The sequence below is a fragment of the Neobacillus sp. B4I6 genome (assembly GCF_050434045.1).
Taxonomy (GTDB): domain Bacteria; phylum Bacillota; class Bacilli; order Bacillales; family Cytobacillaceae; genus Neobacillus.
In genome coordinates, this window is sequence record NZ_JBNPWB010000002.1 from 6299670 (window position 1) to 6315408 (window position 15739).

General features: G+C 37.9%; 12 protein-coding genes and 1 riboswitch. Of the genes, 7 read left to right on the forward strand and 5 right to left on the reverse strand.

What is annotated here, in order from left to right:
- Nucleotides 1-13 precede the first annotated feature (13 nt).
- The 5 genes from QF028_RS33250 to QF028_RS33270 all read right to left on the reverse strand — a co-directional run bounded on the left by QF028_RS33250 (nucleotide 14) and on the right by QF028_RS33270 (nucleotide 8272).
- Nucleotides 14-427 carry a MarR family winged helix-turn-helix transcriptional regulator gene (locus QF028_RS33250; RefSeq protein ID WP_429472128.1) on the reverse strand — a complete coding sequence of 138 codons (414 nt, stop codon included), beginning with the start codon at nucleotides 425-427 and terminating at the stop codon, nucleotides 14-16.
- 253 nt (nucleotides 428-680) lie between these two features.
- Entirely contained in the window at nucleotides 681-4130 is a 3450-nt protein-coding gene (gene metH, locus QF028_RS33255; RefSeq protein WP_429472131.1) for a methionine synthase, read from the reverse strand.
- Nucleotides 4108-5970: a bifunctional homocysteine S-methyltransferase/methylenetetrahydrofolate reductase gene (locus QF028_RS33260; RefSeq protein WP_429472133.1), complete on the reverse strand. Its 1863-nt coding sequence runs from the start codon at nucleotides 5968-5970 to the stop codon at nucleotides 4108-4110. Before QF028_RS33260 ends, metH begins: the two co-directional genes overlap by 23 nt.
- Nucleotides 5967-7160 carry a cystathionine beta-lyase gene (gene metC / locus QF028_RS33265; protein ID WP_429472135.1) on the reverse strand — a complete coding sequence of 398 codons (1194 nt, stop codon included), beginning with the start codon at nucleotides 7158-7160 and terminating at the stop codon, nucleotides 5967-5969. Before metC ends, QF028_RS33260 begins: the two co-directional genes overlap by 4 nt.
- The gene (locus QF028_RS33270; protein ID WP_429472137.1) at nucleotides 7160-8272 is read right to left on the reverse strand and encodes a methionine biosynthesis PLP-dependent protein; all 1113 of its coding nucleotides are present in this window, start codon (nucleotides 8270-8272) and stop codon (nucleotides 7160-7162) included. Before QF028_RS33270 ends, metC begins: the two co-directional genes overlap by 1 nt.
- Nucleotides 8273-8365: 93 nt before the next feature.
- Nucleotides 8366-8482: riboswitch (SAM riboswitch) on the reverse strand.
- Nucleotides 8483-8690: 208 nt separating this feature from the next.
- Here QF028_RS33270 and QF028_RS33275 point away from each other — a divergent pair.
- From QF028_RS33275 to QF028_RS33305, 7 genes are all read left to right on the forward strand, one after another.
- Nucleotides 8691-9029, forward strand: a complete 339-nt coding sequence (locus QF028_RS33275; RefSeq protein WP_429472139.1) for a helix-turn-helix domain-containing protein — start codon at nucleotides 8691-8693, stop codon at nucleotides 9027-9029.
- Nucleotides 9030-9065: 36 nt separating this feature from the next.
- Nucleotides 9066-10061 carry an NAD-dependent epimerase/dehydratase family protein gene (locus tag QF028_RS33280; RefSeq protein WP_429472141.1) on the forward strand — a complete coding sequence of 332 codons (996 nt, stop codon included), beginning with the start codon at nucleotides 9066-9068 and terminating at the stop codon, nucleotides 10059-10061.
- 246 nt (nucleotides 10062-10307) lie between these two features.
- Nucleotides 10308-11303 carry a glycosyl hydrolase family 28-related protein gene (locus tag QF028_RS33285; protein WP_429472143.1) on the forward strand — a complete coding sequence of 332 codons (996 nt, stop codon included), beginning with the start codon at nucleotides 10308-10310 and terminating at the stop codon, nucleotides 11301-11303.
- A gap of 161 nt (nucleotides 11304-11464) precedes the next feature.
- Nucleotides 11465-12208: a YveK family protein gene (locus QF028_RS33290; RefSeq protein ID WP_429472145.1), complete on the forward strand. Its 744-nt coding sequence runs from the start codon at nucleotides 11465-11467 to the stop codon at nucleotides 12206-12208.
- Nucleotides 12201-12845: a CpsD/CapB family tyrosine-protein kinase gene (locus QF028_RS33295; protein ID WP_429472147.1), complete on the forward strand. Its 645-nt coding sequence runs from the start codon at nucleotides 12201-12203 to the stop codon at nucleotides 12843-12845. Before QF028_RS33290 ends, QF028_RS33295 begins: the two co-directional genes overlap by 8 nt.
- A 57-nt stretch (nucleotides 12846-12902) precedes the next feature.
- The gene (locus QF028_RS33300; protein WP_429472149.1) at nucleotides 12903-14360 is read left to right on the forward strand and encodes an oligosaccharide flippase family protein; all 1458 of its coding nucleotides are present in this window, start codon (nucleotides 12903-12905) and stop codon (nucleotides 14358-14360) included.
- 1 nt (nucleotide 14361) lies between these two features.
- Nucleotides 14362-15627 (forward strand): O-antigen ligase family protein, encoded by a 1266-nt coding sequence (locus QF028_RS33305; RefSeq protein WP_429472151.1) that lies wholly within the window; start codon nucleotides 14362-14364, stop codon nucleotides 15625-15627.
- The last annotated feature ends 112 nt before the right edge of the window (nucleotides 15628-15739 follow it).

The window sequence follows — 15739 nt, forward strand, 5'->3', positions numbered from 1 at the left end:
TGATCCTCTCCTTTTATAAAAGCTGTTGCAACCAGCTTTTTTGCAAATTTAAAAGCTCTTCCTGTGATGTTTCTGGGAAATGCTTCAATATTGACTGATTCGTTTCAAAGACTCTTCTTTCCCATTCGGGGAACATCTTTAACGCCACATCTGTTAATTGAATCAGTTTCTCACGTTTGTCTTTACCGGGGACCTGACGTACGTATCCTTGCTTAACAAGCCGTTGAATGGTACGGGTCATTGGAGGTGCCTCAACAAATAAGTAATCACAAAGTTCTTTTTGGCTTAAAGAGCCTTTGGTTTTTAAAACAAAAATGACAGACCATTGTGACCCGTATAACCCTAATGGTTTTAATGCTTCATTGAGTCTATTGGTAAGATGGCGTGATAGCTGATGCAGCGTATGGAATAATTCGTGGCTATTCATTTATGTAGGTCACCTCAAAAATTACTAATTAGTTACCTAGGTAACTATAGTGGATTTGTTGGAATATGTCAAGAAAGGTTCACAGATTTAAGGCTGTAAATCCGGTTCGCGGAATTAAATACAAAGTTGGCGGAATCATGTTTTAGTTTGGCGGAATCCAATCCGCTTTTGGCGGAATAACGACAAGAGGTGCTCACGGAAAAAGAGAAATTCCGCGGAATGACGAACTTCCGCGGAATCTCATATAAAATCCTTATCTTAACACATTAAAATATCTAGCTTCCGGATGGGCAAATACGATGGCAGAAACAGATGCTTCTGGCTCCATCATACAGCCATCTGTTAATTGGATGCCGATCTCCTCCGGTTGAATCAACTTAAACAGCTTCTTTTGATCTTCTAGTTCTGGACACGCTGGGTAGCCAAACGAGAAACGCTGTCCTTGATATTTAGCGGAAAACCTGTCTTGCATTGTAAAATCCAGTGGATCTGGGAAGCCCCAACGGTCACGCATTTGGCGGTGAATTAATTCAGCGAAGCCTTCCGCCGTTTCAAGTGCCAATGATTGAAGTGCATGGCACTCCAAAAAGCGTCCTTCCGCTTTAAATTGTTCTGCCTTTTCACGAATTCCTCTACCAGCCGTGACGGTGAAGAAGCCGACATAGTCCTTTTCTCCGCTATCAACTGACTTTAGAAAATCAGCTAAGCAAAGACCTGGTGCTGATTCCTGACGTGGGAAGTCGAAGGTTTCCAAAATTTGATCAGGATTTTCCGGATGATAAATAATGACCTTATTCCCATCGGATTGTGCTGGGAAAAATTGATAAACAGCTGCAGGCGTAATCCAATTGTTTGCACTAGCATTTGCTAGTAATTGATCCACCACTTCTTTTACCTTAACAGCCTTTTCATCCTTCTCAGCTAGCAACTTCGCGATTTTCCCTTTTACACCGAGATGGTGGCCAATCAACATTTGCATATTGATATAGGGTTCGATATGAGAAAGTGAATACGATTTAAGGATATGTCGCTTTGTATCCATTGGCGTAAATACAGGAGCCTTTGTCGATACAGCTGGCTTCGGTTTCACGGCAACGGAAACAGTGGATGGACGTTCATACTCCCTCGGCACATTTAAAGAGGCTAACTTTTCATTTTTCTCAAGCATTAATTTCTGAACTTCCTCTTCCGAATTCAATTGATTCGCAAGGGCTAAACCATTCATTGCATCCTTTGCATAAAGGACAAGGCCGTCATATTCTTTGGAAATCTTCGTATCTGTGAATTTCCGAGAAAGTGCCGCACCGCCAACGAGGATAGGTACAGCAATACCGGAATCCTTCATATCCTGTGCTGTTAACACCATTTGCTGCGCAGATTTCACGAGCAAACCCGATAAACCAACCATGTCTGGTTTTTCTCTAAGAATGGCTTGAACCAAGTCAGTTGGATTCACCTTAATCCCAAGGTCGATTACTTCATAGCCATTATTGCTGAGAATAATATCGACGAGGTTTTTACCGATATCATGAACATCGCCTTTTACGGTAGCTAAAATGATTTTCCCTTTTGTAGCAGAAACATCGCCTTTTTCCATATGAGGTTCTAAATGCGAAACGGCTGCTTTCATTACTTCAGCACTCTGGAGAACCTCAGCAACGATGAGCTGGTTGTCGTTAAAGAGTCGGCCAACCTCTTTCATCCCGTCCATTAATGGTCCATTAATAATATCAAGCGGGGCAGGATACGTTTCAAGCGCTAGGTCTAGATCCGGCAGCAAGCCTTCTTTTGTACCTTCAACCACATAATAGGCGAGTCTCTCTTCTAAGGTCATATTTGGAACGGTTGTTTTCGGTTCTTTCTTTTTGCCGCGGTAAAATTCAGTGAATGTAGCGAGAGACTCATCTGTTGTATCAAACAAGAGGGCCTCCGCTAATTGAACTTCTTCTTTTGAAATAGATGCAAACCGTTCTAGTTTTTCTGTATTAACAATAGCATAATCAAGTCCAGCCTGGGTGCAATGGTAAAGGAAGACAGAGTTTAGAATTTCTCTACCGACAGGAGGGAGCCCGAAGGAGACATTACTAATTCCAAGAATTGTTTGTACTTCCGGGAGTTGCTCCTTGATTAACCGGATGCCTTCTACTGTAGCCTTTGCGGAACCAATATATTGTTCATCACCTGTACCAACTGGAAAAACGAGCGGATCAAAAATGAGATCCTGCGGCTTCAGATGATATTTGTTCACTAATAAATCATGTGACCTTTTGGCAATTTTTAGCTTTTGCTGCGCAGTTACTCCCATGCCTTCCTCATCAATGGTGCCTACAACGACAGCAGCACCATAGCGATGGATTAATGGGACAACTGCTTCAAATCGTTCTTCACCATCTTCAAGGTTAATCGAATTGATAATTGCTTTTCCTTGTGAATATTTAAGTGCTCTCTCGATGACCTTTTCGTCGGTTGAATCGATCACAAGGGGAGCCTTTACTTTCTTAACCACTTCTTTTATGAAGTTTTCCATATCAACCATTTCTTCACGGTCAGGGTCGGCGAGGCAAAGATCAATTACATGCGCGCCGCCTTTGACTTGGGCTCGTGCAATCTCTGACGCTTCCTCAAATTTCCCTTCGGTGATTAACCGTTTGAATTTGCGAGAGCCAATGACATTGGTCCGTTCGCCGACCATAATCGGTCTTAAAGTCGGATCGTCATAGATGAATGGCTCGATACCCGAAACCATATGAACAGTAGATGTTTTGACTTCCCTTGGTTGATATTGTTTCATTGCCTCGGCAATAGCCTTAATGTGGTCTGGCGTGGTACCACAGCAGCCGCCAACAATATTAAGCCAGCCATGGGCGGCAAAATCAGACAGCTTCTTGGCTAAAGTCTCTGGTGTTTCATGATAATGTCCTTCTTCATCAGGCAGACCAGCATTTGGGTAACAGCTGACAGCTGTCGACGCCAGATTTGCTAACGAGCGGACATGATCCTGCATAAATTCTGGCCCAGTTGCACAGTTAAGTCCCACAGCAACGGGATTCATATGTTCAACGGAAATAAAAAACGATTCAATTGACTGCCCTGCGAGCGTTGTACCCATTGGCTCGATCGTCCCTGAAATAAACAGCGGCAGAGTTTTACCGGTTTTTTCAAACGCCCTTTCAATCCCAACAAATCCTGCTTTTACATTCAGCATATCTTGACTTGTTTCTAGGAGGAGTAAATCCACACCTCCATCAATTAAGCCGATTGCTTGTTCTTCATAGGATGCTGCAAGTGCATCGAAGGTCGTGCCGCCTGTTACACTTAATGTTTTTGTGGTCGGGCCCATCGAGCCTGCCACATAGCGCGGCCATTCATCGGTTGTAAGTTTGTAGGCTTCTTTAACGGCAAGAAAGGCAGCGATTTTATTAATCTCATAGGCTTTAAACCCTAAATCATATTCATCCAGAACAAGGCTGGTCGCCCCAAATGTATTGGTTTCAATAATATCTGCCCCAGCCTCTAGGTATTCACGATGAATATTGGCAATGACAGAGGGGGCGGTTAAGACTAGGTTTTCGTTACAGCCTTCATACTGCTCGCCGCCAAAATCTTCCGCTGTAAGATTTGCTTCCTGGATCATGGTACCCATTGCCCCGTCCATCACGAGGATTCGTTTTTTGAGTTGTTCAGTAAATGGTGTTTTCGGCATAGGTGCTCCTCCTCAATTCACTAGCACGCTGACGGGTATATAACGCCAATTCAGCAGTTAATTCATAGCGTAAAAATGGTGTAATTAAATAAATACCGTTAAATAAATCTAAAGCTGTATCAATTAGTGACTTGGTAATGGCAATTCCTTCTCTAGCAGCTTGAATCGGATCATCACCCAACTGGGCCATCCGGGTGCGGATAGAATCCGCAATTTTGATTCCAGGTACTTCATTATGAAGGAACTCAGCGTTTTTACTGCTAGTAAGCGGCATTAAGCCAATATAGATTGGTGCATCAAGATGCTTTGTATGTTCATAAACTTCGAGTAATTTTTCCTCTGAAAAAACCGGTTGGGAGATAAAGTAATCTGCCCCATAATGAACTTTTTTCTCAAGTCTCTTCACGGCTTTCTCCAGTGAGCGGACATTGGGATTAAAGGCTGCCGCAATGCTAAAGTCTGTCTTTTGTCCCAGATCTTTCCCTGAAAAAGACAATCCTTCATTCAACTGCTTAATCATTTGAATAAGTTCAAAAGAGGAGACATCGTAAACAGATGATGCACCTGGAAAATCGCCAACTCTTGCAGGATCACCTGTAATGGCAAGAACATCATTCATCCCAAGCGTATGCAGACCCATTAAATGCGATTGCAAGCCGATAATATTGCGGTCACGGCACGCAATATGAATGAGCGGACGCATTCCTAAGTCCTGTTTCACTAAATAGCCAAGCGATTCGTTGGAAATTCGGACCGTTGCAAGTGAATTATCAGCTAGGGTAATCGAATCGATTCCCGCTTCTTTTAAGGCTTTAGCTCCTTGGAAAAACTTTGTTGTATCTAGTTTTCTAGGTGGATCTAATTCAACGATAACCGATGGTCTTTCTTTCACGAGTTCCTGCAGGGGAGTAAACTCCCTTTTTGGCGCAAGAGATTCAACGATTATCTTCTTTGGCTCTAATTTTACTACTTTTTCAGTAATTGGAACACTATTCTTTAGTTCAGAAGCATATGCTTTGATATGTTCAGGTGTGGTACCACAGCAGCCCCCAAGCAACCGAACCCCTTGATTTCGGAACGCTTTAGCTGAGTTCCGAAAATAATCTGGATCTCCTTCATAATGAAACTTTCCGTCTGTATAAGTTGGAAGGCTGGCATTTGGATAGGCAGAAAGATAGGCATGCTTCGGAAGTTCAATCTGTTCAAGTGCTAACAGCATATGATGGGGGCCTAGTCGGCAATTAAGACCAACGACATCCGCCCCAAGTCCTTCAAGTCTTTTTAAGGCGTCATTTACTGGCGTCCGATCCTGTAAAAATCCAGGCTCCTGAAGGGAAACTTGTGCAATAATCGGAATCTTCGTTTCCTTCCTCGCAATGGTTAGAATGGTTTCAAGTTCTTCTAGGTCGTAAAAGGTTTCAAGTAATATTCCATCCACCCCTTCGAGAAGGAGGCAATAAAGCTGTTCACGAAAGCTTCGTTTTATTTCTTCTATTGTAATAGAGTTCGTTTTAATCCCGCGGTTTCCACCCATTGTTCCAAGCACATAAGCGTTATTTTGAGCTGCCTGTTTGGCGTGACGGACTGCGGCACTATTAATCTCTTTAACTGAATCTTCTAAGCCATAGCGCTGCAGCTTTAAATAGTTAGCCGCATAGGAATTGGTTTGGATGACATCCGCTCCTGCGTCAATGTATGCCTGATGGATATTTTGGATTTGTTCCGGCTGAGATAAATTCAACTCCTCAGAGCATGAATCGACTCCGTAGGAATAAAGCAGTGTACCCATCGCTCCATCCGCTATTAAAATTTGATTTTTTAATTTTTCTAAAAGGCTCATGATGTTTCTCCTCGTTGAAAGACCAACTGACTTTGTTCAACCTGCTTAAATGCTTGTGAAAAATCCTTCATTAAATCATCAGGATTTTCAAGACCGACCGATAAGCGAACCAGACTATTTGTAATCCCGCGCTTCTCTCGCTCTTCTTGAGGCATTGCTGCATGGGACATTTTTGCTGGATAGGAAAGAATCGATTCTACCGCTCCGAGACTGACAGCAAATACAGGAATTTTTACATTGGCAAGAAAGGTGCGAAGTGCATCTTCATTAGCCAATTCAAACGATAAGACCGCTCCTGGACCAGCTGCTTGCTCTTTTTGAATTTGATATTGTGGGTGACTTTCCAACCCTGGGTAATGAACCTTTTCAACAAGCGTATGAGCATCTAAAAATTCCGCTAGTTTAATAGCCGATTTTTGTGATTGTTCTAGTCGGACGTGCAGCGTTTTGATCCCTCTTAAAACGAGCCATGCATCTTGAACACCTAAGATCGCCCCAAACCCATTTTGCAAAAAGCCTAATCTTTTCGCCAAGCCTTCGTCTTTGACGACAGCAAGTCCGGCAACGACATCACTATGGCCCGATAAAAATTTCGTCGCACTATGGAGCACGACATCGGCTCCTAACTCCAATGGCCGTTGGTGGGAAGGGGTAAGGAAGGTGTTATCGACAAATGTTATCGCGCCCGTTTCCTTAGCTAAATTGCTAATTGCCTTAATGTCAGTCACTTTCATTAATGGATTCGATGGTGTTTCCACATAAAATGCTTTTGTATTTGCCTGAATGGCTTGTTTTACTTCATCTAAATTCGTCATATCGACGAAGGTATGTTCAATTCCGAGCCGCGTGAGGACCTCTGTGACCATCCGAAATGTACCGCCGTAGACATCTTCCGTAATGACAATATGATCACCTGCAGATAGCAGGAGAAATGCCGTCGAAATGGCGGCCATGCCGGATGCAAAGGCAAAGCCTTTTAACCCGCCTTCAAGTTCAGCAATGACATCTTCAAGTGCTTCCCTTGTCGGATTTAAACTGCGGCCATAATCGTACTTGCCAAACTGATCGAAATCAGATTGGTGAAAAGTAGATGCATGCTGTATGGGTACACTAACCGCTCCTGTTGTAGGATCAATTTTGTGCTTATTATGAAGGAGCCTGGTTTCAAATGTGTATTCTTCGTGTGCCATTATGCAATCACTCCTTCTTGAACATGGGCAAAAGCTTTTTCCAAATCTTCAATTATATCTTGTGAATCCTCAAGTCCAACGGAGAAACGCAATAAACGATTGCAGACGCCGGATTGAATTCGGATTTCTTCTGGAATATCGGCATGGGTTTGCGTTGCCGGATAAGTGATAAAGCTTTCCGTTCCACCTAAACTTTCCGCAAAGCTGATTAGATTTAAGCCTTGTAAAAATGGATTAACCCAAGCTTCATCCTTGATTCTAAAGGAAACCATTCCGCCGCGTCCCGGATAAAGGACATCTGTGACAGCATCATGTTGTGAAAGAAATTCGACGATATTCTTAGCATTTTTTTCATGTCTTTCCATCCGAAGTGACAAAGTTTTCATACCGCGCATTAATAACCAAGAATCAAACGGGCTCAGTACCGCTCCGGCACCGTTATGATGAAAGGCTAATGCTTCACAAAGCTCTTTCCCCTTTGCGACGACAAGACCGGCAAGGACATCATTATGTCCTCCTAGGTATTTCGTTGCACTGTGGATGACAATGTCCGCGCCAAGGGTAATCGGCTGTTGTAATAATGGAGTATAGAAAGTGTTGTCCACTATTAATAATAATCCGTGCTGTTTTGCAATTTTTGAAACAGCGGCAATATCGGATTCCTGCATAAGTGGATTGGTTGGTGTCTCAAGGAAGATGGCCTTTGTTTGAGGCGTAATTTTCTTTTCAATCTCTTCCGGACAACAGGTATTGACATACTGACTATTCAAGCCCCATTTTTTATAACCTTTTTCTAATAAGCGGTATGTACCGCCATATAAATCTTCACTAACCAACCATTCATCACCAGCTTCAAATAAAGAGAGAATGGTTAAAATCGCTGCCATCCCTGAACTGCAGGCAAATCCTTGATCACCGCACTCTAAATCAGCAATTGTTTTTTCTAAGAGCTGGCGCGTAGGATTCCCGGTTCGGGTATAGTCAAACCCAGTTGATTGGCCAATTCCCTCGTGGCGGAAGGCCGTTGAAAAGTATACTGGCGGATTTACGGTTCCAGTTGCTGTTTCACTCCGATTTCCAATTTGGGCAAGTTTCGTATCAATTTTGTACATGACGATCACTCCTTGTGTTATATAAAAATTATTAAATAAAAAAGCCTTTCTATAAGAAGAAAGGCTTTTGTAAGTACGACCAAAAAGTCATTCTTCTTATCTGGCAAATTAGCGAATAATTTGCAGGACTTAGCACCTTTTCAATGAGTGTAGCCATTGATGGTTGCTGAGGTGTCTTCGGGCCATTCCCTCAACCTCTCTTGATAAGAAAATTAATATTTAGATTATTTATAAAATTTACTACAACTTAGCGGTGGTGTCAATTTATTTTATTAAAAATGAGTTAATAGTTAAGTGTTGTTCGTAATAAAGCACTTACCAAAAGTATTAGGTGATTGCCTTTGTTCTTTACAAAGAACAAAATGTTTACTATAATGATATTTAAGAGAGGAGTGAAATTTATTTTAGGAGGCCTATTATGTTAGGAAAAAAAATTCAAAAATTAAGGAAAGAGAAAAACCTTACCTTATCTCAATTAGCTGAGAAAACATCTATCTCAAAATCTTACTTAAGTCAAATCGAAAGAAATATCCAGAGTAACCCTTCAATTGAAATTTTGGGTAAAATAGCCAAAATACTAGATGTAGACATACAAACACTTTTAAGCCAAGATACCACAAAATCTGATACAAATGATAATGGTAAGGGGAATGTAAAAAATTGGAATATCTTTATAAATATTGCACTAGAATCTGGATTGATAAATGAGAAAGACTTAATTGAGTTAAGAAACGCCCTACAAAAAGGCAAAAAATAGTTATAACAATTAGACAAAATATATAGAGGTGAAAATATGAAGGTCCTTGTAACTGGTGGGTATGGCTTTATAGGTTCCTTTGTTGCTGAAAGATTTTTTAAGGAAGGTGATGAAGTCTACATTATTGATAACCTTTCTACAGGAAATAAGGATAATGTGAAGTTCAAACATAAATTTTATCAATTAAACGTAGAAGACCAAACGTGTGAAGGTGTATTCCAATCTAATCGATTTGATGTAGTTATTCATTTGGCGGCACAAGTAAATGTCGGAACATCAATGGTGAACCCATACCTAGATTCTCAATCAAACATTCTAGGATTGACAAATATACTTCAATTATCAACCAAATATGGAGTGGAAAAGGTAGTATTTGCTTCTTCAGCAGCCGTTTATGGTCTTAATGATGATATTCCATTGAAAGAAGATGCTTTATGTGAACCTCTATCACTATACGGAATCAATAAATGGGTAGGGGAACTATACTGCAAAAAGTGGACTGAAATGTTTGGTGTTGATACACTTTGTTACCGCTTTTCAAATGTCTTTGGTCCTAAGCAAGGAACAGTCGGTGAAGGTGGAGTCATTTCCATTTTTATTAATAATGTTTTAGAAGGGCAGCCACTGCAGGTTTTTGGTGACGGAGAGCAAACTAGGGACTTTATATATGTAGAAGATGTTGCCTATGCCATTTATCGCGGCGTCGAATATGATCTCAAAGGGGTTTATAATTTATCAACTAATACAGAGACAAGTGTGAACGATTTTATTTATACTCTCGGAAATTTGGAAGATATAAAAGAAGTAATCTATAAAGAGCCAAAGCAAGGTGATATCAAATTTTCTAGGTTGGAAAATACAAAGATTAAACAGGACCTGGAGTGGGAACCACTTCATAATTTTCAGTCTGGTTTAGAGAAAACTTATGACTGGTTTAAAAATAATAGGAGTAAAAAAAGGACAACAACACTCGGTCAAAATCAAAATGGATTACGAAAATCAGAACATTCATACAACATCTTGAAAATTTAGTTATTGTTGCACAAGCCAATTTTGTAAGATGTTATTGGAAAATGTATTAAGTCTAGCAGACGATCGATCCTTCTAAATTGTAAGTGCCTCCTTTCTGTTTGGGTGAAGTGGTAGTAAGGTATTATTAACATCCATTGTACACGAGCTTAATTACCTAATTATGGGATAATATTGTTGATTTGTTCATTATAATGAACTATAATTGATTATATAAAGAATTAATTAAGGGATTGTAAGGAGAGAATTATGATTAGAAGGAGTACAACTATATATATTTCAGCCATTATTTTTATTGTAGGCCTTCTTTTTTTATTTAAAAATGAGCATCAAGTCGTTACAAGGACTGGCACTGGCCAAAACGAATATGTGAATGTGGATGAATTTGGAGCTAACGGTGATGATTTGAAAGACGATTCACGATCCATTCAAGAAGCAATAAATTACAGCCATGAAACAAAAATTGGAAAAGTAAAGTTACTTGGAAATAAGAGTTATATTCTAAAGAAAGGATTAGTTTTAAAAGAGGGTGTTGAATTAGAATTTGGTCAAAATACTAGGTTAAGAATAGAAGGGAACTTTCAAGCAATTGATGTGAAAAAAAATGCGTCAATATCAAATGGAGTTCTTGAAATAATAGATGCTAACTTTGATTCAGATGTTATTTACTTAGACGGTATTCAAAAATTTTGGTCATGGGATAGAACTCAAATCAAAAATGTTACACTCTTAAACACCAGCGGCTCACATAGGGGTACAGGTCTTCATCTTTATGCTGGTGGCCCAGGTCAATTCATTTGTTTTGTTAATTTTACTGATATTAGAATTGCAGGATTTCATACCGGTGTTAAATTGGAAGCTGAAAAACCAAAGGATAGTAATAAATATAGCTTTATTAACGGCAATCGATTTATTAATTTAACCTTGGATGACTGTATAAGCTGTATTGATATTAATAGCTCGATGAGTGTTCCAAATGAAAGTTCTGGTAATGATTTTAATGGGCTTCAAATTCAAGTCTCTAAATTTACTAAAGAAGTAATAACAGTAAGTGGCTCTGATAATAAATTTGAAGGTTTAATATGGGACGCTCATATAGTAAAGGGCAATAATCCAATAATAGAATTTTCAAAAGAGTCTATGAGAAATAGTTTATATTCGAATATAGGATCAAACTATATTAGGGATAAAGGAGTACATAATTATTATTCTACTCCAGAAGAAGACACGATGAATTCAAGGTAGAATCCAACACTTTTTTGTTAATTTGCACCTTTGTGTTCGTTATAAAGAGTAATTAGAGGGATGAATGTATTGCTAACGATGGAGCGGGATGTTTCAGTTCTCTCATGACTGATTCAAATGGTAAAAACTGAGTAATAAAAATATTAGTTTTGGAGGTCACCATGGACGAAAGAATGGATCTAAAAAAGTTCCTTCGCATTATTAGAAAGAGAATAGTAACCATCATTCTTACAGTAATATGTGTATCTCTTTTGACTGTTGGTTTATCCCTATTTTTACTAAAGCCAACCTATGAAGCTACTGAAAATATCCTAATTGGCAAACTTACAAAGGAAGAGGGTAATTATAGTGATACACAAGAACTTAGTATGCTGCTTGCTTCAACAATTGATTTCATAAAGAGTCCAATCGTGCTTAATTCTGTTAAAAAAGAGCTTAATATAAATGATGACGAATTAGAGAAAAAGATAGTTGTTCAAAATAATAGAAATTCACAAATTATCAATGTAGTAGTAAGGGATCATGATTTGGAAAGTACTAAGAAGCTTGCACATACCATAGCTAAAACATCGGTCAATAAAATGTATGAGCTGTTTAATGTTAAGGATATAAAGCTATTAAGTGATACAGATGGAGATCCTTCGATTAAGATCGTTGGGAGTTTGTCTTTAAACGTCGCAATTGGTGCAGTGATTGGAATTTTCCTTGGAGTTGGCCTTGCAATGTTTAGAGAGTATTGGGACGATTCGATTAAAGATGTAAAAGAGATTGAAGGTATTGTAGGTTTGCCAGTATTAGGACAAATAAATTTAAAAAATAGCAAAAGAAAATTTATGAATAAAAACAATAGGAAGCAACAGTCAGCCGTCTTAAATGATAATAAGAGGGGGCAAATCAGTGTATAAGAAAAGGGATGAAACAAAAAAAATAATGCAAAGGCTTCAGCTTAATGAAGATTCAATCAGTACAGAACAAATCCGAATGATTCGTACGAATATAGATCAAGTATCTATTAGTGATTCGGTATTATTAATGGTAACATCGCCACGTAATGAGGAACAAAAATCTATTATCTCTTCTAAATTAGCAATTGCATTTGTTGAGCAAGGGAAAAAGGTACTACTTGTTGATGCCAATTTACGGAAACCTTCATTAAACAGTTTGTTTCAGATAAAAAATGAGAATGGATTAACAAATGTGATTTTGGATGAAGAAAACATCCAACTTTATATTAAAGAAACGTTTGTCCCAGGACTATTCGTTTTACCAACTGGTCCTATTCCTTTAAATCCATCAGAAATATGGATAGCAAGTAAAGTAAAGGAATTTGTTAGTAACTGTGTCTCTGAGTTTGATGTGGTAATCATTGATGCCCCACCTTTTTTAATAGCATCAGATTCTCATATTCTAGCAAATCAATGTGATGGTGTTATTTTAGTGCTAAAAGAAAATAAAACGAAGAAAGAAGATGTACTTCTAACAAAAGATTACTTGGATAGAAAAAACAATAGAATTGTAGGAGTTATTTATCAAACAGGATAATTACTAGGGGGAAAACTTCTTTAATCAGGTGATTGTTAATATAAGGTGGCTATTTTTATGGAGAAGTTAAAGAAAAATTCTATTGCAAAAAATATTACTCATCTGTTTTATAGTACAGCACTATCTAGTGTATTAAATGCTACGGCACTAATCGTTTTAGCCAATTATTTAAAGTCGTATGATTATGGGATGTTTAGTGTTGTGTTAGCATTTGCAATGATTATGGGATATTTTACTGATGCTGGACTAAGTACCATTGTCTTAAGAGAAGGATCTAAAAAGGATATGGATCTATCCATCCTAATCTCTTCATATGTGAAAATGAGAATGGTTTTACTTGTAGCAACATTTATCTGTGGATTTGTCGTAATTCATATTTCAAACTCAGGGAATAAAGAGTTAATACAAACAGCGTATTATTTAATTATTCCGATGGTTTTAGGAATTGCCCTACAAAGTATCGGTACAACGTTTTTTCAAATGATTGAGAAAATGCAGTATAACGGGATGATACGAATTATTTCTTCTGTTTGTTTAGTTCTCACCCTAACAGTAGGGATTCACTTTAGCCTTAAGCCATTGATTATTACCACTTTATATGGTCTGTCTTATTTTGCCGGAGGTGTGTTTGGGGTCTATCTAGTAAGTCGAAATGTTTACATTCGATTCAAAGGTAAATTCCATAAAGGACTTTTACAAAATCTAGGGTCATTTACTTTAGGTGGATTACTTTTTGTAATGCTTCCGCATATAGGACCCCTAGTGCTGGAAAAGACCATAACTCTAGAAGAAGTTGCATTATTTGCAGTAGCTTATCGAATCCCCCAGGCATTACAGCAAATTCCATTTATTATTGCTGGAGCTTATTACCCTGTACTATTCAGAGCCTTTAATAATAATCTATTAGACGATCATTTAAGATACAACATAACGCTTATCAAGATCATGACATTAGTAGGAATGGCGATGACAATTCCTTTTTACTATATGTCAAATGTTGTAATAGATTTGCTGTTTGGTGATAAGTGGATTCATGCATCATTTCCACTGAAAATTTTATCCTTAATGCTTACCTTACAGGCAATTAATATTGCATTAGCAGATGGTTTAACAACAAAGGGATTACAGTCTCTTCGTACCATTGTTCAATCGATTGCAGTAATTTCAGGATTCTTTCTTTATTTGTTTTTAAGTAGGTTATTTGGTGTAACTGGAGCAGCATTCGCAGGTGTAATGATTGAAGGAACTGCCCTAATAGGATTTTGGATTTACAATCCAAATCGTTGGATTATTGCTAAAAAGGCAATATATCCATACTTATCATTTTTTATCATTTGTTTAGGTGGTATTGAATTTTTTCTAGATTCCCATCCATTTTTAGCTGTTGTATTTAACTTCCTTCTATTAACCTTAGTACTTTTTATAGATAAAGAATTTAAGAATATAATTTATGAGTTTATTAAAGTACGTGGAATAGGTTATAAATGGAAGACCAAGAAATCCCAGGGGGTGTAAGATGGACGATAATATAGCTCCAAGTTCTCAAAAATATAGCTTCACAATCTTCTTTCTCTTTTTACTGGTAACTCTTGCAAATTACTATATTTATGTTGGGTTTGCCATAAAACCGTATTTGGTCTTCTCTATTTTATATTTATTTATCCATATCGGCTCATTTTACTTCTATAGGCTTCACTTGTTTGAAGTAGCGATGTTGTTATTTTATTTGATGTATAGCTTTACTGGAGCATTTTCATTATATCCAGCCTCCAGTATTAGAATTTTCATAGGGATAGTTCTATATATTTCTTGTTATTTTATTATTAAATCCATTATTGCAAGATCAAATAATTTGGTGGTCGAAAGGGCGATTTCAGATGTAGGACTTTTTTTTAATTTAGCTAGCCTAGTCCTCTATTTTATCGGATTAAAAAGTGTGGGCTTTATTTTCGAGGGCGACAGAATATATGAATTCGGAGTGATGTTAGATCGGGATTACCCCCGATTAATCGGGTTGGTACAGGATCCAAACTTTTTTGTTCTGTATAATACTCTATTTTTTTGTTATTACTTATGCAATTCTAATTCTTTAAAAAACAAAATTGGTTTAACCCTTTGTATCATTACGAATTTATTGACCTTTTCAAGAGGCGGGCTTTTAATAATGGCTTTTATCTTCTTTATTTATATTTTGAATGATAATCCATTAAAACGGTTAAAATTGCTAGTTGGTATCGTAGCTGCTTTATCGGTTAGTTTGTATATTGCAATCGTTCATTTGAAATTCGATATATATGGGATTTTAGAATCGAGAATTGAAGACATGTCCTCGGATGGTGGAAGCGGGAGGTTAGAATTGTGGGGAAGGGCCTGGGATTTTTTTGCTTCACACAAATATGTTGGAATTGGAGCATTTAACTTTCCTGCTTACAATTCATATCAATTTGGAGATACACTTCAAGTTCATAATACATTTTTAGAGATATTATCAGAATCCGGTTTATTAGGAATTTCCTGCTTTTGCTTATTTATCATTTTAGTGTTTGCTCAATTAATACAAAGTAGAACACATAAAAATAAACCCTATCTATTCTTTACATTTATCGGGTTTATACTTCAAATGGGTTTCCTTTCGGTGATTATTAACGATATATTTTTTTTGTATTTAGCAATATTATCTACCTATTTGCATAATGAAAAGCAGGCATTACGAACTGAAGCGAAGAAGACAGATCCTCTCCCTGTCTTAACTTCCCATAAACAAAGAATAAAGTTGAATTAAGGTATTAAAGGAGGTGTTGCAAAGCATGAATATTTTAGTCATTACGGATAAGCTGATTTTTGGAGGAGCAGAGATGTATTTTTGTAAATTGGAGAATCAATTACAGGACCCT

Coding starts and splice junctions, on each gene's coding strand:
- QF028_RS33250 (WP_429472128.1), bottom strand. CDS start 427: ATGAATAGCCACGAATTATTCCATACGCTGCATCAGCTATCACGCCAT.
- metH (WP_429472131.1), bottom strand. CDS start 4,130: ATGCCGAAAACACCATTTACTGAACAACTCAAAAAACGAATCCTCGTG.
- QF028_RS33260 (WP_429472133.1), bottom strand. CDS start 5,970: ATGAGCCTTTTAGAAAAATTAAAAAATCAAATTTTAATAGCGGATGGA.
- metC (WP_429472135.1), bottom strand. CDS start 7,160: ATGGCACACGAAGAATACACATTTGAAACCAGGCTCCTTCATAATAAG.
- QF028_RS33270 (WP_429472137.1), bottom strand. CDS start 8,272: ATGTACAAAATTGATACGAAACTTGCCCAAATTGGAAATCGGAGTGAA.
- QF028_RS33275 (WP_429472139.1), top strand. CDS start 8,691: ATGTTAGGAAAAAAAATTCAAAAATTAAGGAAAGAGAAAAACCTTACC.
- QF028_RS33280 (WP_429472141.1), top strand. CDS start 9,066: ATGAAGGTCCTTGTAACTGGTGGGTATGGCTTTATAGGTTCCTTTGTT.
- QF028_RS33285 (WP_429472143.1), top strand. CDS start 10,308: ATGATTAGAAGGAGTACAACTATATATATTTCAGCCATTATTTTTATT.
- QF028_RS33290 (WP_429472145.1), top strand. CDS start 11,465: ATGGACGAAAGAATGGATCTAAAAAAGTTCCTTCGCATTATTAGAAAG.
- QF028_RS33300 (WP_429472149.1), top strand. CDS start 12,903: ATGGAGAAGTTAAAGAAAAATTCTATTGCAAAAAATATTACTCATCTG.
- QF028_RS33305 (WP_429472151.1), top strand. CDS start 14,362: ATGGACGATAATATAGCTCCAAGTTCTCAAAAATATAGCTTCACAATC.